Origin of the sequence: Shinella sp. WSC3-e (assembly GCF_945994535.1) — a bacterium.
Lineage (GTDB): Bacteria > Pseudomonadota > Alphaproteobacteria > Rhizobiales > Rhizobiaceae > Shinella > Shinella yambaruensis.
This window is the reverse complement of sequence record NZ_OZ000532.1, coordinates 16,040-38,377: the sequence shown is the minus strand read 5'-3', so window position 1 is coordinate 38,377 and position 22,338 is coordinate 16,040. Positions and strand designations below refer to the sequence as shown.

Annotated in this window: 8 protein-coding genes; 1 reads left to right on the top strand and 7 read right to left on the bottom strand. The window is 68.6% G+C overall.

All coding sequences use genetic code 11. The annotated features are described in order from the left end of the window. Window positions 1-6: 6 nt before the first annotated feature. Window positions 7-4,344, bottom strand: a complete 4,338-nt coding sequence (locus tag AABF56_RS26945; protein WP_272808172.1) for an SDR family NAD(P)-dependent oxidoreductase — start codon at window positions 4,342-4,344, stop codon at window positions 7-9. A gap of 265 nt (window positions 4,345-4,609) precedes the next feature. Here AABF56_RS26945 and AABF56_RS26940 point away from each other — a divergent pair, with 265 nt between their 5' ends. Continuing rightward, the gene (locus AABF56_RS26940) at window positions 4,610-5,344 is read left to right on the top strand and encodes a 4'-phosphopantetheinyl transferase family protein (protein WP_272808171.1); all 735 of its coding nucleotides are present in this window, start codon (window positions 4,610-4,612) and stop codon (window positions 5,342-5,344) included. Here AABF56_RS26940 and AABF56_RS26935 read toward each other — a convergent pair. The 6 genes from AABF56_RS26935 to AABF56_RS26910 are packed head-to-tail and all read right to left on the bottom strand — an operon-like array spanning window position 5,307 to window position 22,142. Next, entirely contained in the window at window positions 5,307-6,353 is a 1,047-nt protein-coding gene (locus AABF56_RS26935; protein ID WP_272808170.1) for an OsmC family protein, read from the bottom strand. The genes AABF56_RS26940 and AABF56_RS26935 overlap by 38 nt on opposite strands. Next, window positions 6,350-7,681: a trans-sulfuration enzyme family protein gene (locus AABF56_RS26930; protein WP_272808169.1), complete on the bottom strand. Its 1,332-nt coding sequence runs from the start codon at window positions 7,679-7,681 to the stop codon at window positions 6,350-6,352. The genes AABF56_RS26935 and AABF56_RS26930 overlap by 4 nt, the downstream gene beginning before the upstream one ends. Next, complete coding sequence (locus AABF56_RS26925) at window positions 7,662-8,927, bottom strand: SidA/IucD/PvdA family monooxygenase (RefSeq protein ID WP_272808168.1); 1,266 nt, start codon at window positions 8,925-8,927, stop codon at window positions 7,662-7,664. The genes AABF56_RS26930 and AABF56_RS26925 overlap by 20 nt, the downstream gene beginning before the upstream one ends. Before the next feature lie 14 nt (window positions 8,928-8,941). After that, on the bottom strand, window positions 8,942-9,712 hold the full coding sequence (locus AABF56_RS26920; RefSeq protein ID WP_272808167.1) for a thioesterase II family protein: 771 nt from the start codon (window positions 9,710-9,712) through the stop codon (window positions 8,942-8,944). Further along, window positions 9,709-13,056, bottom strand: a complete 3,348-nt coding sequence (locus AABF56_RS26915; protein WP_272808166.1) for a non-ribosomal peptide synthetase — start codon at window positions 13,054-13,056, stop codon at window positions 9,709-9,711. The genes AABF56_RS26920 and AABF56_RS26915 overlap by 4 nt, the downstream gene beginning before the upstream one ends. Next, window positions 13,056-22,142: a non-ribosomal peptide synthetase/type I polyketide synthase gene (locus tag AABF56_RS26910; RefSeq protein ID WP_272808165.1), complete on the bottom strand. Its 9,087-nt coding sequence runs from the start codon at window positions 22,140-22,142 to the stop codon at window positions 13,056-13,058. The genes AABF56_RS26915 and AABF56_RS26910 overlap by 1 nt, the downstream gene beginning before the upstream one ends. Window positions 22,143-22,338 lie beyond the last annotated feature (196 nt).

Here is a 22,338-nt window from a genome sequence, read left to right as displayed (position 1 = left end):
TCCGTCTCAGGCTGTGGCGACCTGGCGCGCGAGCGTCTGCCGCTCGGCGTCCGGGAGGGCGTGAATATGGAGGTAGGCGAGGGCGACCTGCTCCGTCCCGGCGACGGCTTCCAGCCGGCGCGACAGAAGGGCGGCCGTCCGGTTCGAAAGAAAATCCGGTAGCCCCAACTCGACCTGGAAGATGCGGCGCAGTTTCGAGAGGAAGCGGACGGCGAGGATGGAGTCGCCGCCGAGCTGCAGGAAGTCGTCCGTGGGGGCGACGCCCGGAAGGCCCAGCGTCTGCGCGAACAGCAGCCGCACTGCCCGTTCCTGCGGGGAGCCCTCGTCCGCCGCGATGGTGGCCGGCTGCGTGGGCGTGGCCATGCGCTCCAGGTGTTGCCGGGCGGCCTCGCTCGTTTCCCGCAGGCGGTCGTCGAGATTGCGCGGCGTGACGATCACGTGGGAGAGGCCGCTCGCGATGATCCGCCAGAGGGCGGCAAGGCCCGCCTCGACGCCGATGGAGTCGGCCGCCGCACCGGCGAAAAGCGTCTTTCCGTCGTCCTGCGCGGCCCCGAACGCGCCCTCCCGCCAGTTGTCCCAGCCGATGCTGACGAGGCGCGGGCCTGGCCCCCGGCTTTCGGCAAGAAAATCGAGGAACAGGTTGCCGGCCATGTAGTCGCTGTTGCCGTAGCCCGAGGTTTCGCCGGCGAGCGAGGAAAAGGCGACGAGGAAATCCGGTTCCATTGGACCGAAGACGTCGAGAAGCGCGCGCGTCGTTTCGACCTTCGCGGGGCGGTTGCCGTCCGTCCCGGTGAGCGTCATGTCCGCGATCGTTTGGGAGATATAGCGGCCGGCGAGGTTAAAGATGCCGTCGAGCCGTTCGCCCGCCGCGACGAGCCTCGCGGCGACGGAGCGCAGGAGATCCCGGTCTGCGGCGGAACCCCGTATGAGGGTGAGACGACCGCCGTTTCGCCGGCATTCGGCGAAATGCGGGGCGTCTTCGTCGAGCGATCGGGCGATGACGATGACATGGCAGCCCTCGGCGGCAAGCGCCTGGACCAAGCGGCGGCCGAGCCCGCCATTGCCGCCGGCGACGAGATAGGTTCCGCCGGGGCGGATGACGTCGGGAAGCGTCGCCGGCGCAAGCGCGACCGGCGGAACGTCCCTCCGCCAGAAGCGGCCGCGACGCAGGGCGAAGGCGCCGGCATACAGGCCGCCGCCTGCGGTCTGCACCGCCTCCAGCCGATCGAGGTCGGGCTGAGCGGGGAGCCGGTCGGCATCCAGCCAGGTTGCACGAAGGCCGGCCTGCTCGAACGGGATCGCTCTCAGAACCCCGAGGGCAAGCGCCTGCTCCGCATCGGGCGACTCGTCGCCGCAGAGCGCGGTAAGCGTGCGCGTGCAGAGGACAATATGGGAGAGAAGGCCGGCGGGGGCAAAGGCCTGGACAAGGCGCACGAGGCTGTCATGGCCATGCGTTCGGGCGTCGGCCTTCTCGTCCATCAGCCAGCCGAAGAGGCAGTTCGCGCCGGTGACGCCACGCGCCTGCAAGGCGTCGGCAAGCTTCGAAAAGTCGCCGGCATGTCCCGGACGAAGCCGGAACCCGCCGTCCGGCAGCGCGGCATAGTGTTCGCCAGGGTGGATGCGGATATCGCCGCGGCCGGCCAGCCCCGCCTCGCCCTCGGGCAGGAAGAGCACGCGTGGCCCGCGGTCCGGCGTTGAAGGAGTCTTCGGCAAGGCCAGCGTGCGCCATTGCGGGGCATGGAACCATTCGTCGGGCGGCAGGATCCGCGACCGGTTCGCCATGCTTTCCCGCCCCGGCACTATCTGCGGCAGCAGATGGACCACGCGCTGGAAGGGATAGCCCGGCATCGGCGTGCGCCGCCAAGCGCGATACAGCATCAGGAGGTCGGGGTCGACGTCGTGCCCCTCCACCCAGAGCCGGCCGAGCGCCGACAGGAGGTCTTCCGTTTGCGAGGCGTTCGAGGCGAGTGTCGGCAGGGCGCGAAGATCTGCGGCGGCGCCCGTGACGGCGGCGGTGCAGCTCGTGCCGGGGCCGAGCTCCAGGCAGGTCGCGCCGGGCCACAGGCGGGCGAGGCTGGCGACGTTGTCGGAGAAGCGGACGGTCTGGCGCAGATGCCGGACCCAGTAGTCCGGGGCGGTGATCTCCGTTGCGTCCGCGACATCGCCGCTGGTGTTGCTGAGCACGGGGATCGACGGTGCAGCGAAGGCGACGGTGCTGCAGGCCGCTGCGAACTCCTCGAGGATCGGTTCCATCAGGTGGGAATGGAAGCCATGCGAGACGGCCAGCATGCGCGTCGCGATGCTCTCGGCGGCGAGCGTGTCCGCAAGGGTGCCGAGGGCTTCGGGCGCACCGGAGACGACGCAGCGATCGTGGCGGTTGACGACGGCGAGCGATACGCTGCCGTCCCGCAGATAGGGTACGAGCGCTTCCCTTCCGGCATGAACGGACAGCATGGCGGCCGCCGGCAGGCGTGACATCAGCCGCGCGCGGGCATGGACGAGCCGGAGCGCGTCCTCCAGCGAAAAGACGCCGGCAAGGCAGGCGGCGACATATTCGCCGATGCTGTGCCCGAGCAGAGCGGCAGGCGTGAGGCCGGCCGCCATCAGGCTGCGGGCGAGGGCGTATTCCGTCGCGAACAGGGCGAATTGCGTGACCAGCGTCGGCTTCAGCGCGTCGTCCTCGGCGCCGAAGAGCAGGGGGCGGATGTCCTCTCCCAGCATAGGTTCGATCAGGGCGGCGCACCGGTCCAGCGTCTCGCGGTAGACCGGCAGGCTGTCGTGGAAGGGGCGGCCCATGCCGGCGAATTGCGTGCCCTGGCCGGGGAAGAGGAAGATCGGCCGGCTAGGTGCGGCCACGGCGGAATGGGTGGCGGCGCCGGCTTCCAGCTTGCGCAGCGCCTCCGCGGGGTTGCGGGCCGTGAGCGCCCGGCGGTGCGGAAAGTGCCGGCGGCCGAACAGCAGCGTCCCGGCCTGATCGACGAGGCTTGCGCCGCTGTCGGCGGTCCAGGCGGCGGCGAGGGATCGCTCCATGGCCGCAAGGTCATCCGGCGTGCGGGCGGACCAGCAGAGAAGCGCGGGCTCCTCCGCCGCGATCGCATCGCGGCGGGGCGGGCTGGAGAGCAGCATGTGCACATTGGTGCCGCCGAAGCCGAAGGAGCTGACGGCCGCGACATGGCGCTCGGCGGGGGGAAGGCGCGTCGGGCGATCGCAGATGGAAAAGCGCGAGCCGGCAAGATCCAGCAGCGGATTGGCCGTGGTGAAGTTGAGTGTCGGCGGTACCAGGCCGGTGCGCACGATACCGATGGCCTTGATGAGGCCGGCGAGCCCGGCCACCGTGTTGAGATGGCCGGTGTTCGCTTTGACGGAGCCGATGAGGCACGGCGCCCCGCCATGGCCGTAGACGGCGCGGATGGCATCCATCTCGATCGGGTCGCCGATCGGCGTGCCGGTGCCGTGGGCCTCGATATAGCTGACGTCGGCGGGGGAAAGGCCGCTGAGGCCGAGCGCCTCGGAGAGAACCCGCTTCTGGCCGGCGATGCCCGGCGCGGTGAAATTGCCGCGCTCGCGCCCGTCGTTGTTGGCGGCGCTGGCCTCGATGACCGCGTAGATGAAATCGCCGTCCCGCTCGGCATCGCCGAGGCGTTTCAGGACGAGGGCGGCGACGCCGTTTCCGCCGACGATGCCGTTCGCGCCCGCGCTGAAGGGCGCGATCATGCCGGTCGGCGACATCGGCCCGCCGGGATCAGCATGGTAGCCCTCTTCGATGTCCATCGAGATGGAGACGGCTCCGGCAAGCGCCATGTCGATCTCGCGCGACAGCAGCGACTGGACGGCCTGGTGGACGGCAAGCAGCCCGCTGGAGCAGGCGCTCTGCACCACGACGGCCGGCCCCTTCAGGTCGAGCAGATAGGCGACGCGGGAGGCGAGGAAATCCTTGTCGTTGCCGATCAGCATGGCAAAATAGTCGGCGGCGCTGTCGGCATAGGAGCGCAGGCCCACATGGCGCAGCACATAATCGCCGAACCCGGCGGCGGCGAAGACGCCGGTCACGCGCCCGCCATCGCCCGCGCCGTAGCCGGCGTCCTCCATGGCGTGCCACGCCGTTTCGAGGAAGACGCGCTGCTGCGGGTCCATCAGCGCTGCTTCCGAGGGCGCGAAGCCGAAGAGGGCGGCGTCGAAGCACTCCTTGTCGGCAAGGGCGAAGCGCGCACCGACCACATCCGGCCGGCTTTCCACCTGCGTAAGGCCCGACGCGCCGGCCTCCAGCATCTTCCAGAAGGCGTGCACATCCGGCGCGCCGGGAAAGCGGCCGGCGAGGCCGATGACGGCGACCCGTTCGTCCATTGCTTCCGAGACCTCTTGCATGTCGTGCGCCGCCACGCCGGTCACGCGGATGGCCCGTGCTTCGGCTGCGCCGGGGCAAGAATTTTCGAGGGAGCGGGGTCGATCATCGGGCACACGTCTGCATTCCACGGTTAAGTGGATGATTCAATTTACGAATATGTGATCCGGCCTTGTTTCCGGAACGAGGGCATCCTAAGCTTGCTCGGCGCTTCCTGTCCGACCAGATGCGGAGAAATAAGTGCCCTTGGCGGAGTGACTGGACGCAATGTTCGAGTGGTCGAAGACGGCGGATGGAGAATGGCTGTGCGCGGGTGTCGCCGTCGCCATGCCGGTTTCCGCCGTTCTCGGCAGCTTCGATCCGGACGCCGTGCTGGATTCCGCCGAGCGATCCCAGGCGGGGCGTTTCCTGAAGCCGGAGGATACGGAGCGGTATCGCGCAGCGCATGGGCTGGTGCGGCGGCTGCTCAGCGCGGCGACGGGGCGAAATCCCGCCAGCCTATCCTTTTCGCGCAGGCCCGGGGGCAAACCGTTCCTTGCCGATACGGGTTCGCTCGATTTCAATCTTTCCCATGGCGGCGGCTGGGTGGCCGTGGCGCTGTCCCGGTCGGGCAGGATCGGCGTCGATGTGGAGGCAGACCGGCCGCAGCATTTCTGGGATGAGATCGCCGCCTCGTTCCTCGCGCCGTCCGAGATCGCGGCGGGCGCCATTGGTCACCTGCAGATCTGGACGGCGAAGGAAGCCGCTCTCAAGGCGCATGGCGCGGGCTTCGCGATTCCGCCTGAGAGCGTGACCGTGACGGCAGAGGGTGCAGGGTTCGCGGCGCGCCTTCCCGCGGATCATTTTTCCGGCGTCTGGCGTCGGCTGGGCGACGGGCATGTGCTCGCCGTCGCCGCCGATGGTTCGGTGCCCGAGATCGCCGTTTGCGAGAACGCCGGCGACCTCGAAGCGGTTCTTGCCGAGCTCAGCCGGCTCGATCCAGCGATGCGGGCGTCGCGTTGACGAAACCCTGCCAGCAGGCGGAGGCGGCCTGCGCCTGCTTGAGAAAATCCTTCATCTCCTCTTCGCTGTTGTCGCTGACGGCGGCGATCTCGACGTGATTGTCCTGAAGCTGCACGGCCGACTTGTCGAAGATGTTGAAGCAGCCGCGCATATCCAGCCGGCATCGCATGGAGGCGTTGAGCTGGCGCAGCGGCTTGCCCCGCTCGCGGCAGACGATGACGAGCTGCTGGGCGAGGTCGGAGAGCACGGCGGCGAGCAGATATTCCTGCGGGTTGGGCGCTTCGTTGAGCCCGAGCGCCGGGGCCGGCTGATCGACGGAAAACCGGGCGGGCAGCGACCAGCGCTCGTCCTGGTACTGCCTCTCGCGCAGCGACACGTCGAACTGGGTGGCGTTGCGCCAGGCGATGTCGACGCCGAGATGGATCGGGGCGTTGGAGCCCGCCTGGGCGGTCGCCGCCGCATGGCCGTCGCCGTTCGCCGCAGAGCCGTTCTTGCGGAAGGCGGAGGGGACGTGGCGATAGGTGAGGTCGATGCGGTTCGGCAGGGTGACGGTGATGTAGTTCGGCGAAAAGCGCGCGACGTTCATCATCATCTGCTTGTATTGCAACCAGCTGCCGTCCGCCTTCAGTTTTACCGTCACGGCGGTGCCGGAAAGCGTCCCGCCGCTGCGCTGCGTCACCGTGTCCACCTGGAGCTTGTCGATGGTCATGCCCTTGTAAGACGCGCCCTGCACGAGGATGTTGGCGACGCAGGAGCCGAGGCCGGTGGTGAAATAATCCGCAGGCGTCGGGGCCGCTTCCGGGCTCGGATCGTCGTGATGGCTGACGCGGAAGGAGAAATCCCGGCCGAGCCGCTTGCTGCCGAAGCGCAGCGGTTTTGTCCGGATGTCCATGGTGAGGCCGCCGAGCCATTCGAGGTCGACGCCGTAGAAGATCTCGCTTTCGCCCGGCACTTTGCGGATTTCGTGCACGAGTTCGCTGACGGCGGCGACGTTGATGCCGTTCTTCATTGTCTGATGTCTCCGATTGCGCCGAGCGCGCGGTCGAGGTCGGCCTTGAGGTCTTCGATGTCCTCGATGCCGACGGAAAGCCGCATCAGGCCGGGATTGATGCCGACCTCGCGCCGCTGCCGGTCGATGAGGCTGCTGTGGCTGGTGTTGAACGGCATGCTGATGAGCGATTCGACGCCGCCGAGACTGGTCGCCGCATGGACGAGCTTCAGGTTCTCCATCAGCTTCAGCCCCGCCTTGTCGCCGCCCTTCACCTCGAAGGAGACCATCCCGCCGCTGCCGCGTGCAAGCGATTCCGCCGCCCAAGAATAAGGATAGCCCGGCAAAGCGGGGTGGTAGACGTGGGCGACGGCGGGATGGCGGGAGAGCCATTCGGCGAGCGCCAACGCGTTTTCCGTATGCGCCTTCATGCGTAGCGCCAGCGTCTTCATGCCGCGTTCGAGGATGGCGCAATCCTGCGGATTGAGGCTGCCGCCGAGCTTGAGCATCTGCGCCCAGATCATGTCGAGATATTTGCGGCTGCCGGCGGCGGTGCCGGCGATGAGGTCGCTGTGGCCGTTGAGATATTTCGTGCCGCTGTGGATCACCACATGCGCGCCGTCGTCGATCGGCGTCAGGCAGCAGGGCGAGAGGAAGGTGTTGTCGAGCACGAGGAAGATGTTGTTCTCGGCGGCGAGCTTGGCGAGCGCCTTGACAGGGGCGAACTTCAGGAGCGGATTGGTCAGCGTCTCGAAGAACAGCACCTCCGTGTTGCTGCGCACCGCCGCCGTGATCGCGTCGATATCCATCGGGTCGACGAAGGTCACCTCGCGGCCGAACTGGTGCATGTCCTCGCGCATCAGGTTGTAGCTGCCGCCGTAGAGGTCGCGCGCGGTGACGATGTGCCCGCCCTTGTTGGTGAGCGCGAGAAGCGTCGTGCTGATCGCCGCCATGCCGGAGGAGAAGACGATGGCGCTTTCGGCGTGTTCGAGCGCGGCCACCTTCTCCTGCACGGCCCATTGGTTCGGGTTGCCGTAGCGGGTGTAGATCGGGTAGTCGCGGATCATGCCCTGGTCGAAGGCTTCGTAGCTTTCCTTCTGGAAAAGGAAGGTGGTGGCGGCGAAGACCGGCGTGCCGACCGCCCCGGTGATCGGGTCGTTATAGGTGCCGGCATGCACGGCGAGCGTGCCCGGCCCGTGGCGGGCGGGGTCGATGGTGGTCTGATTGGTCATGCGCGGGCCGGCGTTGCGGGCGCGGGTGAGCTGGTCGGCCCATTCCGTCTTCGCCGAAACGCCGGTGGCTTCGCTGCGGAAGCGCCCGGCCCATTCCTTAAGAATACTCTTTGCCAAGAGGTTCTCCTGCCTGTTGTTGGAGTGTCGAGAGGATGCTGTCGCAGAGCGCGTCGCCGTCCGGGCCCTGGAAGATGTTGATGCCGACGGCCGCGCCCCGGTAGGACGGCTCGCCGATATCCGAGCGGATGCGCCCGAAGCCGAGGCCGATGCCGAGGAGGCCCGGCAAGGACCGCTTCTGCGTGTCGCAGAGATGCCCGGAGGCGTCGACAAGCGCCGCGCTGCCGTTGCGGCCGATGCGGATCGGTCGGCCCGCCGCCGTGGCGAGCAGCGGGATGTTCGGGCGGTAGCCCGTCGCCGCGATCACGACGTCCGCGCCGCGCAGCACCGCTTCGGCCTCCGCCGGATCGGGGCAATGGCGGAGCGTGACCGCCGGGTGCCGCCCGGCGAGGATCTGCTCGTAGAGCGCCTTCGAGCGGGTGTAGAGGCCCTGGAAGCGGAAGACGCGGCCACTGGAAGGGCAGACGTCGGCGACGGGATCGAAGGTTTCGCCGGCCGCCTCGGCCAGCGCGGCGCTGCGGTGCATGCGGCGGATCGGCGTGCGATGGAGGAGCGTCAACGCCGTGTCGCGCTCGGGAAGGGCCTCGATCAGCTTGTGCAGCACGGAGAAGGCGCTGTGCGACGCGCCGACGACGACGATGCGCCGGGCGTTTTCCGGCAGAAGATTTTGAAGGTCGACGGGCCGCAGCGTTTCCTCCGAATGGAGGAGCGGCACGCCGGCCTCGCCGGTAATGCGCCGGAGATCGGGGGCAAGATGCGGCGTGCTGCCAGCGGCGAGCACGGCGATCCGGCTTTCGACGCAGGGGCCGTTGTCGAAATGCGCCTCCCAGCCCGATGACGATTGCGTGATCTCCCGGGTGGCATGGCCGCGATGAATGTGCAGGTTGGGATGTCGTCCGGCGGCGTCAAGAAAGGTGCGGCGCAGTTCGGCGGTCAGGAGGGCTACCAGCTGGAGCGGCACGGATTGCGTGCCACGGGCGCGGATCAGACGAGCCGGCGCGCTGTCGAGAACCGGGGCGAAGAGGCCGTCTGCGGAAATGCCGTCGAGGAAGTCGCTGGCGTCGGAATTGGAGGGGATATCGTAGTTGGCGCCGGCGAGCAGCAACTCTTCATCGCCGGCTCGCCGCTCGTGGATGACGAGGCCGCGCGCCAGCAAGTCCGGCAGAAGCCCGCGCCGGTCGGCGCTGACGAGGAGGCTTATGCAGGCCGGGCCGAACCCGACGATCTGGCAGAAGGGGCGGGACATCGTGTTCTCCTTCGCTAGGCGCGCCGCCGCGCGGCGGGCTGGCTTGCCGCGAGCGGGGCCAGCACGGTGGCGATGCGGTCGGCGATCGTCTGCACATGCCCGGCGTGGTGCAGGAAGAAATGGTCGCCCTCGATCAGCGTCTGCGAAAAATCGCCGGCCGCGATGGTGCGCCACCGCCCGATGCCCTCGACCGGCACTTCCGGATCGCCGGTGCCGCCGAAGACATGCAGCGGGCAGGCGAGCGGGCGGGCGTCCCGTTCGGCGCGGATCGTCTCGCTGAGCCGGAAATCGCTGCGGATGATCGGCAGCAGCAGCGCCATCAGTTCCCGGTTATCCAGCACCTCGCGGGGCGAACCGTTGAGCGCGCGCACCTCATCGAGCAGGCCGGCGTCGTCAAGATGGGCGCGTTTCGGCGCGGGGTCCTCGCAATCCGGACTGTGCCGGCCGGAGGGGAAGAAGGCGAGCGGCGGCAGGTTCTCCATCAGGCCGAGCGCGATGCGGTACCCGAGCGCCGCGCCGAGGCTGTGGCCGAAGAGCGCGAAGGGGCGCGCAAGATGCGGTCTCAGTTCGGCGAGCAACTGGTCGGCGAGGCGGGCCGGGTCGCTTTCCAGCCGCTCGCCCATGCGCGTGCCGCGGCCGGGATATTCGACGGGGCGCACGGATATCCAGTCCGGGAAGAGGCGGTTCCAGTCGCGATAGACCGCCGTGCTGCCGCCGGCATAGGTGAGGCAGAAGAGATCGACGGTCGCGAGCGGTTTCGTGTCGGAGAAGGGAAGGCAGGTCATGAGGCGGCTCGTCGGGTTTCTTGGGGAAGGGCGCTTTCGGCGGCGGGGCTGCGGCTGGCGATCGCCGCCTGGAGGCCGCCGAGCGTCGGTTCGCGGAAAATTTCGGCAAGGCCGATCTCCACGCCGAAACGCTCGCAGATCGCGCGGGCGAGGTGGACGGCGAGCAGGGAGTTGCCGCCGCTCTGGAAAAAATTCTCGTCCGGCGAAAGCGGCATGCGGCCGGTGACCTCGGCCCAGAGGCTGGCAAGCGGGCCAAGCGTTTCACCGAGCGCCGGTTTTTCCATTGTGTCCGTATGCGTGAGGCCGGCGGCGACGAGCGCGGCGGCGGCCTTGCGGTCGCGCTTGCCGTTGGCGCTGAGCGGCAGGGCGTCGAGATGGACGAAGCGGTCGGGCACCATGTAGCGCGGCAGGCGCTCGGCAAGCCAGGCGGCGAGCGGGATCGACGGCTTGGCCGCGCCGGTATGGCAGGCGACGAGCATGGATGCGCCGTCCGGCCCCGGTACGGCAAGGGCGACCGCCTGATCCACGTCGGGGTGGCGCGTCAGATGCGCCTCGATATCGCCCGCCTCGATGCGGTGGCCGCGGATCTTCATCTGAAAATCCTTGCGGCCGAGGAATTCGATCGCGCCGCAGGGCATGATCCGGCCGAGATCGCCGGTGCGGTAAAGCCGCCGGCCGCTGGCGTGGCGGATGAAGCTCGCGGCGGTCTTGGCCGCGTCGTTCAGGTAGCCCTCGGCAAGCCCGAAACCCTCGATGTGGATTTCGCCGGTGACGCCCGCCGGGCAGGGGCGGCCGCGTGCATCGAGCACATGCAGTTGCTGGCCGGCCAGCGCAAAACCGTAGGGCACGGAGGTCCAGTGATTTTCGACCGTTTCGACCGGATAGAAATTCGACCAGATCGACGCCTCCGTCGCGCCGCCGAGGCTCCAAAGGCGCGTTTCGGGATAGTCCGCACGCAGGCGGCGGGCGAGCGGCAGGGGAATCCAGTCGCCGCTGAGCATGATGGTCTTCAGCTGCGACAATTCCTGCGCGGGTCGGCGGCGTGCGGCGCTGAGCGCCATGTCGATGAGGGCCGGCACGGAATTCCAGACGGTGACGCCGGCGCGGGCGCAAAGGGCGAGCGTCGCGTGCGGGTCGGGGAATTCGCTGTCCACCGGGACGACGATGGCCCCGCCCGCGGCGAGCGTGCCCCAGATATCGTAGACCGAGAGGTCGAAGCTCAGGGCGGAAAGCGCGAGCACGCGATCTGCCGCCGTGATGGCGAAGCGCCGGTTGATGTCGAGGATCGTGTTGCGTGCGGCGGCATGGCTGATCACCACGCCCTTCGGTGCGCCGGTGGAGCCCGACGTGTAGATGACATAGGCCCGATCCGAGGGCTCGCGGCGGGGCGGGATGACGGCTTCATCCGCATGCGCCGCGATGTCATCGGCCGTCACGGCGCGCGCATCCGCGGGCAGGTCGCGCGGGTCGTCGGCGATCAGCCAGCGGCAGCCGCTGTGGTTGAGGATGGTGTTGCGCCGTTCGACGGGCAGGCGGCTGTCGAGCGGCAGCCAGACGAGGCCGGCGAGGCTGACGCCGACGACGGCGACGATCTGGGCAAGGCCTTTCGGCAGCGCGATCCCGACGATGTCGCCCGCCTGTGCGCCTCGGGCAAGGAGCGCTGCGGCGACCGCTTCAGCCTTCCGGCGCAGGTCGGCATAGGTGAGGGCCGCACCCTCGGCGTCGATGATCGCGGTGGCCGACGGGCTCGCCTGCGCTGTCGCGAGGAAGAGGTCGGGCAGCGTGCCGGCGCGGTCGTCCGGATGATCTTCGGCAAGGGCGTGGAGGGAAGGCGCCTCGGCCTCTGCCGGATCGTCGCGGAGCCATGCGGACGGATCATCGACGAGCGCCAGGAGCGCCGCCTCGTAGCGGGCAAAGATCGTTTCCGGAAGGTTCTCGGCGAAGACGCCGGTCACATAGTCCCAGTAGTAAATCAGGCCCTCATGGTTCTCGATGACCTGATGGTCCATCGAAACCTGCGGCGTGCGCAGGTGGCTGCCGACAAGTTCGAAGCGGCTCGTGTGTTCGTCCGGCAGGACCGGGCGGCCGCTGCTGATGCCGCTGGTGAAGACGAAGGGGGCGGCGGGCGTCTCGGCGCTCGCGGAAAGTTGCAGCCGGCGGATCAGCGAGACGCCGCTGACGCTCGCATGGGCGAGGCGTTCGGCCATCAGCGCCTGAAGCCGCCGTGCCTGATCGGGGAAGCTGCCCGTTCCCGTGCAGTCGATCAGCGTCGTGTTCGAGCAATTGCCGGTCATCAGCGAAAGCTCGGGATGCTGGAAGGGCCGGTGGTTCGCCAGCACGTTCAGCGTGAAATCCGGGTGCGTGGCGAAGGGCCGCAACGCTGCGGCATAGAGCGCCAGCATGGCCGCATTGGCTGTGACGCCTTGTTCGGCCGCCCGGCTCTTGAGGCGCCGCCAGCGTTCGGCGTCGAGCTTGCCGGCGAGGCGTCGGAAATCCGACCAGAGCGGCGTTTCCCCCGTCGCCGGCAGGTCCGGCGGGCCGGGCAGCGTTGGCAGGGTCTTGTCCCAATAGGCGATGCTTTCGGCGGACGTCGTTTCCTTCAGGGCGAGCACGTAGTCGCGATGGCTGAGGCTCGGCGGCGGCTCGTCCCCGGCGAGGTCGTCGAAGAGATAGCGCAGGAGATCGCGAAAGATCATGGCGAGCGACGGTCCGTCGATCGCGATCAGGCGGAAGGCGATGAGGAGGCGGTCGCTGCCGTCGAGCCGGACCAGCGTGGCGGCGAGCGGCGGGCCCTTTTCCAGCGGCGGCAGCGTTTCCGGATAGGCTTCGCAGAGCGCGCCGAGCCGCGATGCCGCTTCGTCCGGCGCGAGCGCGCGAAGATCGACCACCGAAAGCCGGCAGGGGTTTGCGCCGGGCGGCGGGATCACCTGTTCGCCGCTCGGCAGGAAGCGGGCGGTCAGCGCCTCATGGCGGCGTTGCAGGCGCTGGAGGGCCGCCTGCACGGTCTCCGGCTCCATCGCCTCGAAGCGGCAATGGTGGAAGAAGCAGGGAATCGCCGATTGCGCGTAGCCGCCATGCTCGCCCACCCAATAGGCTTGCTGGAGGTCGGTCATCGGATAGGGCTCGTGCCGCGCTTCCGGCCGCGCGACAAGCAGGGGCGCGGCCTGCGTCAGCTCGCCGATCAGCGCCGCCTTGTGGTGGCCGAGCGCCGAGCGCAGCGTGGCGGTCATCGAGCCCTGCGGGGCGGCATAGCGTAATTCACCCTCCGCCACCCACAGCCGGATGCGGCTTTCCTGCATGCGGCGCTTGAGTTCGCCGAGCGTCATCGGTTCCGCGCCGGTCATCAGATCACTCCGCTTTCGAAGGTTTCGTCCTCGATGGCCTCCGCCGCCGGAAGATCGGCGACGAGCCGCGCCTGATCCTTCAAGAGCGGCGCGCGCAGCAGCGAAGCGAGATCCGGCGCGACGCCGAAGCGGTGCTGGATGAGGCTCGAAAGCCGCGTCATCAGCAGGGAATCGCCGCCGAGCACGAAGAAATTCGCCGAGGCCGAGACGATCTCCTGCCCCAGCACCTCGCCCCAGAGCGCGGCAAGCGTGGTTTGCAGCCCTTCGGCAAGGGGATCATCGGCCTGTTCGACCTCGCGCACCGTGCTCTCGACGGCGGCCGCGAGGCGCGATCGGTCGACCTTGCCGTTGGCCGTCAGCGGCATGGCGGAAAGCTGATGCCATTGCTGCGGGGCCATGTAGTCGGGCAGGCGGGTTTTCAGCCAGGCGTCGAGCGCCTCGCGGGAGAGGACGGTTGCCGTATCGCCGTTCTGCGCGAGGATGACATGGTAGTTCATCCGCTCGACCGGGTTGCCCGGCTTCGGCAGCGCGGTGCGGCGCGCAAAGCCGGCCCGTTCAAGCATGGCCTGCCAGACGTCCGCGCTCAGCATGGGCAGATGGGTTTCCAGCCGCTCGTCCTCGTAGTGGCTGAGACCTTCCACGAAGCCGAGGCTGACGAGCTGGAAGCGCGGATTGCGCGTACCTTCCACCAGGAGGAGATGGCCGGAAGGCTTCAGCAGCGAGCGGATGAACCGGCTGCTGCGGTTCACGTCCATCGCGTCGTGCAGCACATTCGCGCCGATGATGAGGTCGTAGGCGGTGGGCTCCAGCCCTTGCAGCGCCGGGTCTTCGTTGATGTCGTAGAGGCCGACGCGCATCTGCGGCCAGTCGGCGAAGACATTCTGCGCGTTTTCGAGGAAGTAGCGTGAAAGGTCGGTGAAGGTGTAGGTGAAGTTTTCGTGCGGCAAGGCCTTCAGGATGTCATGCGTGACGGAGCCGATGCCGGCGCCGAACTCCAGGATACGGATGGGGCGGGCGGGATCGTGGCCCTCGAACAGGCCGCGCACGGTTTCGCCGGCCACCATGTTGAAGTGTTTCGAGACCGGGTTCTCGCGATACCAGCTTTCGACGAAATCGGTGCGCCCGCCCTCGAACATCAGCTCGAGCGGATTGAGCGTGCCGTCGAGCAGGGCGCGCGGATTGGCGATGCAGCGCTCGTAAAGCGACCAGATGCGGCGATCGTAATCCGCCCCCGCCGCCGCGCGGGCTGCCATGCCGGCCTGCAATTCTGCGCGGCCGTCGGCCTCGGCGATGCGCGGCGTGGCGCGGTAGACGTCCCCGGCGCGGTCGAGATAGCCGTCCGCCTCCAGCACGTCGAGCCAGCTTCGGAAGAGTTTTGCGTAGCTCTCCTTCACACTGAGGGCGGACGAGATTTCGTCCTCCCGCGCCGTGTCGCCGGCCTTGCGGAAATAGCCGGCCTCCTGCATCGCGCCGAGCATGACCCAGGTGCTGAGTTGCTCCATGGCGGCGAAGTGCGCGCCGTAGCGGTCGAGGTCGAAATCGTCGGGCAGGTCGTTGCAGGCCCAGTCGCCCACGGTGAGCGCGCGGTGCCAGCCGTTGTCGCCGTTCGTTTCGCCGCGCTGCGACGGCGCATCGGCAGTCAGGGTGAAATAGGCGTGCAGCTGCTTCAGCGGCGCGCCGCCATAGACCACGGCCGCCTCCGCCACATGGGGATGTTCTCCGAGCACGGCCTCGATCTCGCTCGGCTCGATGCGCATGCCGTTGATCTTCAGTTGGTTGTCGATGCGGCCGACGATCTCGATCTCGCCGTCCGCGCCGAGCCGGCCGAGGTCGCCGGTGTGGAACAGCCGCTCGCCGCTCGGCACATGCAGGCGGTAGCGCTCCGCCGTGCGCGCCTCGTCGCGCCAGTAGCCGAGCGACATGGCAAGGCCCCCGGTGCAGATCTCGCCGACGACGCCGGTCGGGCACTCCTGTCCGGCCGGGTTGAGGATGCGGCAGGTCTGGTTCTCCAGCGGGCGGCCATAGGGGATTTTCGTCCAGGCCGGATCGAGCGCGGCGAGATGGTAATAGGCCGAGACGATCGCGGTCTCCGTCGGCCCGCCGATGCTGTGGATCGCGCAGTCCGGCCACAGCGCCTTCATGCGGCGCACCAACTCAAGGGGAATCCAGTCGCCGCCCATCATGACATGGCGCGGGGCGGGCAGGTCCGCCCCCCTCAGCGCCTGCGCGTCGAGCAGCATGGAGACGAAGGCCGGGACGGCGTTGATGATGGTCGGGCGATGGCGCTTTACGAGGTCCAGCCAGTGCATGGCGTCCTTCGAGCGCTCGCGGTCCGGCAGGATCACGGCCCCGCCGGTCGCCATCATGGCGTAGACGTCGAAGACCGACATGTCGTGATGGAAGGCCGAGAGCGAGAGCGTGCGGTCCGTCTCGGTGACGGCGAGGCGGCGGATGAGCGCGGCGATGGTGTTCAGTGGGCCGCGATGGTCGAGCATCGCGCCCTTCGGCTGGCCGGTCGTGCCCGAGGTGTAGATGATGTAGGCAAGGTCCGTTTCCGTCTGCCGCGGTTCCGGGGCCGTCTCCGGCAGGCCGTCGAGGGTAAGGCCCGAAAGCTCGATCCGACGGAATTCGGGCGGCAGGGCGGGACCGCCGCCGCTGGTCAGCACGGCGAAGGGCGAGAGGTCGCGAAGGATGGCGGCAAGCCGCTCGTTCTCGTAGTCGCCGTTGACGGGGACGTAGCACGCGCCCGCGGCCTGGATCGCGAGGGCCGCGAGCACCGCATCCGGCTGGCGCGCCATGACCACGGCGACGGGTTCGGACGGCTTGACGCCAAGCGCGATCAGGTGGTGCGCGAGGCGGTTCACGTCGGCCCGGAGCGCGGCGTAGGTCCGGTCGCCCTGCGGGCTGAGGATGGCGACGCTCTCCGGCCGCGCCTCGGCGCTGCGTTGCAGAAGCGAGGGCATGAGGGAGCCGGAAGGCCGCTCTCCGGCGACGGTGAGGCCGGCGGCGAGGCTGCGGTCCTCGGCGGGGCGGAGGTCCGGAACCAGCGTCTCCCAGAGTCCGTTCTCTTCGGACAGCATCTGAAGAAAGTCCGTATAGGCGCGGAACATGCCCTCGATCAGCCGCGGTTCGAACAGGTCGTCGGCGATGAACCAGCGCGTCACCAGCGCCCCGCCATATTCGGTCGCCTGATAGTCGAGCCAAACCTGCGGCGTCTGATTGATCTGGAAGACCTGGCGGCTGGTCAGCGGCCAGTCGGCGCGGGCGGGATCGTCGAAATCCATGCCGATCATGCTGGTGAAGACCACGGGCATGTCGACGCCGTCGGCCCCCGTCCTGCGGTGGCGGCCGAGCTCGCGCATCAGGCGGATGCCGTTGAATTCGCGGTGAGCCAAGGCCTGCCAGAGGTCGTCCTGCGTGCGGCGGGCGGCGGAAAGGAAGGTCTCGCCCTCGCGCGCGGCGACGGGCAGCAGCATCAGCGAGGTGAAGTCGCCGCAGATGTCCATGACCTGCGGATGCACGGCCTTGCGGTTGAAATAGGTGATGTTGAGGGTGAAGTCCGGGGCCTTACTGTAGGTCGACAGCACATGGGTGAAGGCGGTGAGCAGCGCGCCGCTCGCCGTCAGGCCGAGCTTGGCGGCCTGCGCCTGGAACCGCTTCCAATGGGCGGAGGACAGGCGATGGTCGAGCGTGCGGAAGGTCGGGCGCGTCACCTCGGCCGGTGCGCGGCGGAGCGGCAGGTCGGGTGCGGCCGGGATGGTGTCGAGCTTTTCCAGCCAGAATGTTTTCGCGCGCTCCCATTGCGGGCCGCGGCGGGCGGCTTCCTCGGCGAGCACATAGTCGCGGAAGGAAAGGGTAAGGTCCGGCAGTTCGGCATCGGGGTCGGCGAGCAGCGTGGCGAGCTCGCCGAAGACCACGCGAAAACTCTGGATGTCGAAGACCAGGAGATCCATGTCGAGATGGATGCGCGACAGCCCGCCCGGCAGATGGCTCACCGTCAGCTCGAAGAGCGGCCAGGCCTGCGGATCGAAGACCTGATAGGACATGCGCTCGCGGATCGCGCCGAGCCTTTCGTCGCGTTCGGCCTCGGCGAGGCGGGTGAGGTCGCGTTCCTTGACGGCATAGTGCGGCGCGGTTTCGAGAATGCGCTGGCGGCCGGCGGGCGTGATGATGCAGCGCATCATCTCGTGGCGGCGGATCAGCCGGTTCCAGGCCGTCTCCAGCGCGGAGACGTCGAGGTCTTCGAGATCGATCTCGATATATTCGTGGCAGGAGACGCTGCCGAGCTGCATGCCGCCGCTACGGCCGACCCAGAAGGCCTGTTGCAGATCGGTGAGCGGGAACGGCTCGAAGCGCTCCTCCGGACGTGCGATAATCTCGATCTCGCCCTTGCCGAGCGGCCTGGAGAAATCGATGTCGTCGCCTTCGGCGAGGAGGCCGGCGATGTGTTTCGACAGCGCGTCGATCGTGCCGTGCTCGTAGCCGGCGGTCGGTGGCAGCGTCAGGGCGAACTGGCCGTTTATGATGTGCACGAGTTCGAGGAAGATGAGGGAATCGACACCCTGTTCGGTCAAGGGCTTGGCGGCGTCCAGCGCGTCGCTGGCGAATTTCAGCCGCTTGCCGATGACCTGGCGCAGATAGTGGGCGATGCGCGCGGCGCGCTCGGCCTGGGAGAGGCCGCCGAGCGCGAGATCGACCACGCTTTCCTCCTCCCGCGCCATCTCGGCGGCGAGCAGCGGGCGCAGCAGCCCGCGCGTCGCGGGCATGCCGCCCGTCGCGGCGGCGAGGGCGGACGGATCGACCGAGATGGGCACGAGGCCGCTCACGCCGTCCTTCAGGAGGCGGTTCATCACGGCAAAGCCGGTCTCCGCGGGGATCGGGCGAAGGCTCGTCTTGCCGAGTTGCTCCAGCTTGTCGGCGCGCCGGTCCATGGCGAACTGGCCCCAGGCGATGGAGAGCGCCGGCGCGCCCCTGGCGCGAAGATGGGCGGCGAAGGAATCCTGCCAGGCATTGGCGGCGTTGTAGGCCGCGCCCGGCATGGCGAGCAGCGAAGCGGCGGAACTGAAGAGGCAGAACAGCGCCAGCGGCTGGTCCGCCACGGCCTCGTAGAGCGCAAGGCTGCCCGCCACCTTCACGGCGATGGCGGAGGCGAAGCGCTCCGCGGTCTCGTCGGCCAGCAACTGGCTGGTTCCGGCATGGGCGGTGTGGAACACCTGGCCGACCGGCCGGGGGAGCGCGGCGATGCCTTTGCGCAGGGCTTCGACATCGGTGAGGCTGGCTTCGACCATGGTGACGGTGACGCCAGCGGCGGAAAGGGCCGCAAGGCAGGCGTCCTGCGCGGCGTCCGGCGCGCGGTGGAGGACGATGGCGAGATGACGGCATCCTTGACCGGCGAGCCACAGGGCGAGTTCCCGGCCGACCGCGCCGAAGCCGGCGATCAGAGTCAGCCTGTCTTGCGGCCAGGCGAGCGGCACCGTGTCGCGGATCGCCGGGTGGCTCTCCAGCGTCGGCTCGTAGAGTTTTCCACCCCTCAAGGCGAGTGCAGCGCCGAGATCGTGCAGGTGTTCGAGATGGGCCGCCAGCGTCTCGATGTCCGTGGCGTCGCCAATGTCGAGGCAGGCGATCGGCAGGTGGGGCTGCTCGTTGCGCAGGCTGCGCCAGAGCTGCATGACCGCCCAGTCCGGCCCCAGGGCCGTGGCGTCGAACGGGTCGCAGGCATGCGAGACGAGATTGGCGATGCGGCAAGCCGGGTGGGCGAGGCCGTAGCGCAGCCATTCGAGCGCGCGCGTCACCGCCGTTTGGAGATGGGCATGGCCGTCGGCGAACGCGCCGGCTGCGCCGGCTCCGCGGCAATCCACCACCTGGGCGAAATCGCCGTCGACCGGCGCATCGCGCAGGATGACGTTGTGGCCGATCCAGCGGCCGATGGCGGCGAGGTCACCTGCCACCGCATTGTCGCCAACGATCAGCCAGTCCTCGGCGGCCGCGATCGACGAGCGGCTGAGCTTTTGCTGGTAGAGGCGCGCAAGCTCCTGCCAGCGCCAGCGCCAGAGCTGGACGGGTTGGTCTTCCTCGGCGCTTTCCGACGTGACGAGATCGAGGCGGGCGAGGCAGCGCAGGCCATCGGTGAGATAGGCGCCGTCCTCCACCTCCCTGACATCCGTCGCGGCCTGCCAGCCGGGCGAGAGCCAGCCGCCCGAAATCGCCCTGCCGGCGCTCGCGGCGGCTGCCAGCCACGCGGCGAGCGGCAGCGAGGCGGCGTCCGGCAGATCGGACCCGCAGGCCGGCTCATAGGTTGCGTCGATCGTCGCATCTTCGAGCGAGAGGCTGACCGCGCCGCGGCCGAGGAAGCCGCGGCGGTCCGTTGCGTGCAGGGGACGGGCCGCCAGCGGCAGCGGGCGCGCGAAGGAAAGGCGGAAGCCGCTGTTTCGTCCTGCAAGCGGCTGCCACAGGGGCGAAAGCAGTGGCGCGAGGCCGGACGTCGTGCCGCTGCGCGCGGTTGCCACGGTTTCGCCATCCGGCCAGCACCGGCTTTTGGCGAGGCGGATGGCGGGCATTTCGGTGAACGCCGCACCGGACGCGCGATAAAGAGACTCTACCGGTTCGTCACAGCCGAGCCGGTAGAGTGCCGCGATGACGGCGGCAAGGTCCGCTTCGTTCCTGTCGACGACGGTCCCGATGGTCTGGGGCAGCTCCATGCTGCGGAGCAGACGCGAGAAGCTGCCGTCCGGGCCGATTTCCAGCACATTGTCGATCTCGAATTCGGCAAGCCGCTGCGCAGCGCCGTAAAAATTCACGGGCTCGCGCAGCTGCCGATACCAATAGGCGGCGTCGAGTTCTTCAGGCTCGACGGCATAGGCCGTCAGCGTCGAGAGCATGATGCAGCTCTCGTCGTCTTGCTGTGGTGCCGGGCAGGCTGCGGTGAAGTCGGCGCGGATCGCCTCCATGGTCCGCGAGTGGAAGGCGCGGTTCACCGCGAGGCGGCGGTGGGCGATTTTCTGGCGTGCGAGATCGGCGGCGAGCGTTGTCACGGCAGGCTCCGGGCCGCTCAGGCTGTAGCGATCGGGGCCGTTGATGGCGGCGAGGCTGATCTCGGCATGGTTTTTCAGCAGGGTTTCGAGCTGTTCCGCCGGCAGGGAGAGGGCGATCATCGCGCCGGGTTCCGTGCCGTTCTCCATCAGCCGGGCGCGCGCCGCAACGAGGCGGATGGCGGCGTCGAGCGGCAAAAGCCCGGCCGTCACCGCGGCGGCGAACTCGCCGACCGAATGGCCGAAGACGAGATCGGGCGCAAGGTCCCAGCCGTGCAGCATCTCGGCGAAGGCGTATTGCCAGCTGAAGAGGGCCGGCTGGGTATAGAGCGTACGGTCGAGGTCGCTCGCCCGCTCGGGATCGAATAGCACGCGATCGAGATCGGAAATCCCGTTCGCGGCGAAACCGGCGAGGCAGGCTTCGATGGCGTCGCGGAACGGCGCGCTCTCGCGATGGAGCGCCGCGCCCATGCCCGCATATTGACTGCCTTGGCCGCTGAACATCCAGGCGGTGCGGCCTCCGCCGGCCTTGGCGGGCCTTGCCGCCCGAAGCGCATCCGAAAGCTCTTCCGCCGTCCGTCCGGTCACGGCGATGCGATGGCCGAAATGCTGCCGGCGCAGCGCGGCGGTCGCGCATTGGGTGGTGAGGCGGCCGTCGTCGAGCCGATCGGCGATGAGGGGAAGGCTTTCGCCGAGCGTCTCCGCGCCATGGCCCGACCAGACGAGCACCTGTCGCGGCGGGGCGATCCCGGCCGATGCCTTCCGTGTCGGAGCGGCCGCGACGATCATATGGCAATTGGTGCCGCCGATGCCGAAGGAACTGACCGCCGAGATACGCCTTTTGAAACGCTCCGGCCATTCTGCCGTTTCGACGGCCAGGTCGAAGGGGGAAGCGGCGAAATCGATGCGGGGATTTTCCGGCTTGCAATGGAGGCTTGCGGGAATGCGGGCCTCGCGCACCGAAAGCGTCGCCTTGATGAGGCTTGCGACCCCCGCGGCGGTATCGAGATGGCCGAGATTGCCCTTCACCGAGCCAAGGGCCGTGTTCTGCGGATCAGCGCCGGCGGCGCGGTAAATCTCCGAGATCGCACCGATTTCGACGGGATCGCCGAGCGGCGTGCCGGTGCCGTGCGCCTCCAGCATGCCGATGTCGGCGGGGGAAACCCCGCTTCGGGCGAGCGCCTCACGGATCGCGCGCTGCTGTCCGTCCCGGCCGGGCGCAGTATAGCCGATCTTGGCGCTGCCGTCGTTGGAGACGGCCGAGCCGAGGATGACGGCGTGGATCGTGTCGCCGTCCCGCTCCGCATCCGCCAGCCGCTTGAGGGCGACGAGGCCGAGGCCGTTGCCGGCGACGATGCCCGTGCCGGCCGCGCTGAAGGGCCGGCAATGGCCGTCCTCGGAAAAGATCATGCCGGACTGGCGGAAATAGCCCGCGCCCTGCGGGAAGGAGATGGCGACCCCGCCGGCAAGCGCCGCGTCGCAGTCGCGCGCCAAAAGGCTTTCGACGGCCTGGTGCACGGCGACGAGCGAGCTGGAGCAGGCGGTCTGCACCGTCATTGCCGGACCGGTGAGGTTCAGCTTGTAGGCGGCGCGGGTGACGAGGTAGTCCTTGTCGTTGCCCATCAGCTGCTGGAAGCTTTCCGTGCGGGTGATCTCCTCGGCCCGGATCGGCGGCAGGAGCGGCTGGTAGGTGCTCTGGCGGCAGCCGGCGAAGGCGCCGACCTTGAGGCCGCTGCGCGTCAGGTTGGCGCTGTCCATCAGCCGCCGGCATTCCTCCAGGAACAGCCGATGCTGCGGGTCCATCAGTTCTGCCTCGCGCGGCGAATAGCCGAAGAAGGCGAAATCGAAGCAGTCGGCGTCGGCAACCACCGTGCCGGCGTTCACATAATCCGGCCGTGCGGCGAGCGCCGGGTCGACGCCCTGGCGCTCCATCTCCTCGCGCGAGAGCGGGCGGATCGCCTCATGCCCCTCGACGAGGTTCTTCCAGAAGGTCTCGACGTCGGGCGCATCCGGAAACCGGCAGGTCATTCCGATGATCGCAACGGGCTCAACAGTCACGGCGTTCTCCGCAGTCCGGCACTCGTTCACGCGCCGCCGGCCGGCGGTCGCGGGTCTGTTGTCCCTTAAACAATGAAGCGCCGGGTACGGACCGCTCCGCAGAGGAGCGAATTAGGCCGGATGCGGAGTTTAGGTGCGGGAGGCACTTGCGGAGTTTTTCGATTTACGACCTTGAAAGTGTTGAGGAAAACAAGTC

Bases quoted from the DNA above. Each gene is read 5' to 3' on its own strand.
- AABF56_RS26945 (WP_272808172.1), bottom strand. From the start codon at position 4,344: ATGGACGAACGGGTCGCCGTCATCGGCCTCGCCGGCCGCTTTCCCGGC.
- AABF56_RS26940 (WP_272808171.1), top strand. From the start codon at position 4,610: ATGTTCGAGTGGTCGAAGACGGCGGATGGAGAATGGCTGTGCGCGGGT.
- AABF56_RS26935 (WP_272808170.1), bottom strand. From the start codon at position 6,353: ATGAAGAACGGCATCAACGTCGCCGCCGTCAGCGAACTCGTGCACGAA.
- AABF56_RS26925 (WP_272808168.1), bottom strand. From the start codon at position 8,927: ATGTCCCGCCCCTTCTGCCAGATCGTCGGGTTCGGCCCGGCCTGCATA.
- AABF56_RS26920 (WP_272808167.1), bottom strand. From the start codon at position 9,712: ATGACCTGCCTTCCCTTCTCCGACACGAAACCGCTCGCGACCGTCGAT.
- AABF56_RS26915 (WP_272808166.1), bottom strand. From the start codon at position 13,056: ATGACCGGCGCGGAACCGATGACGCTCGGCGAACTCAAGCGCCGCATG.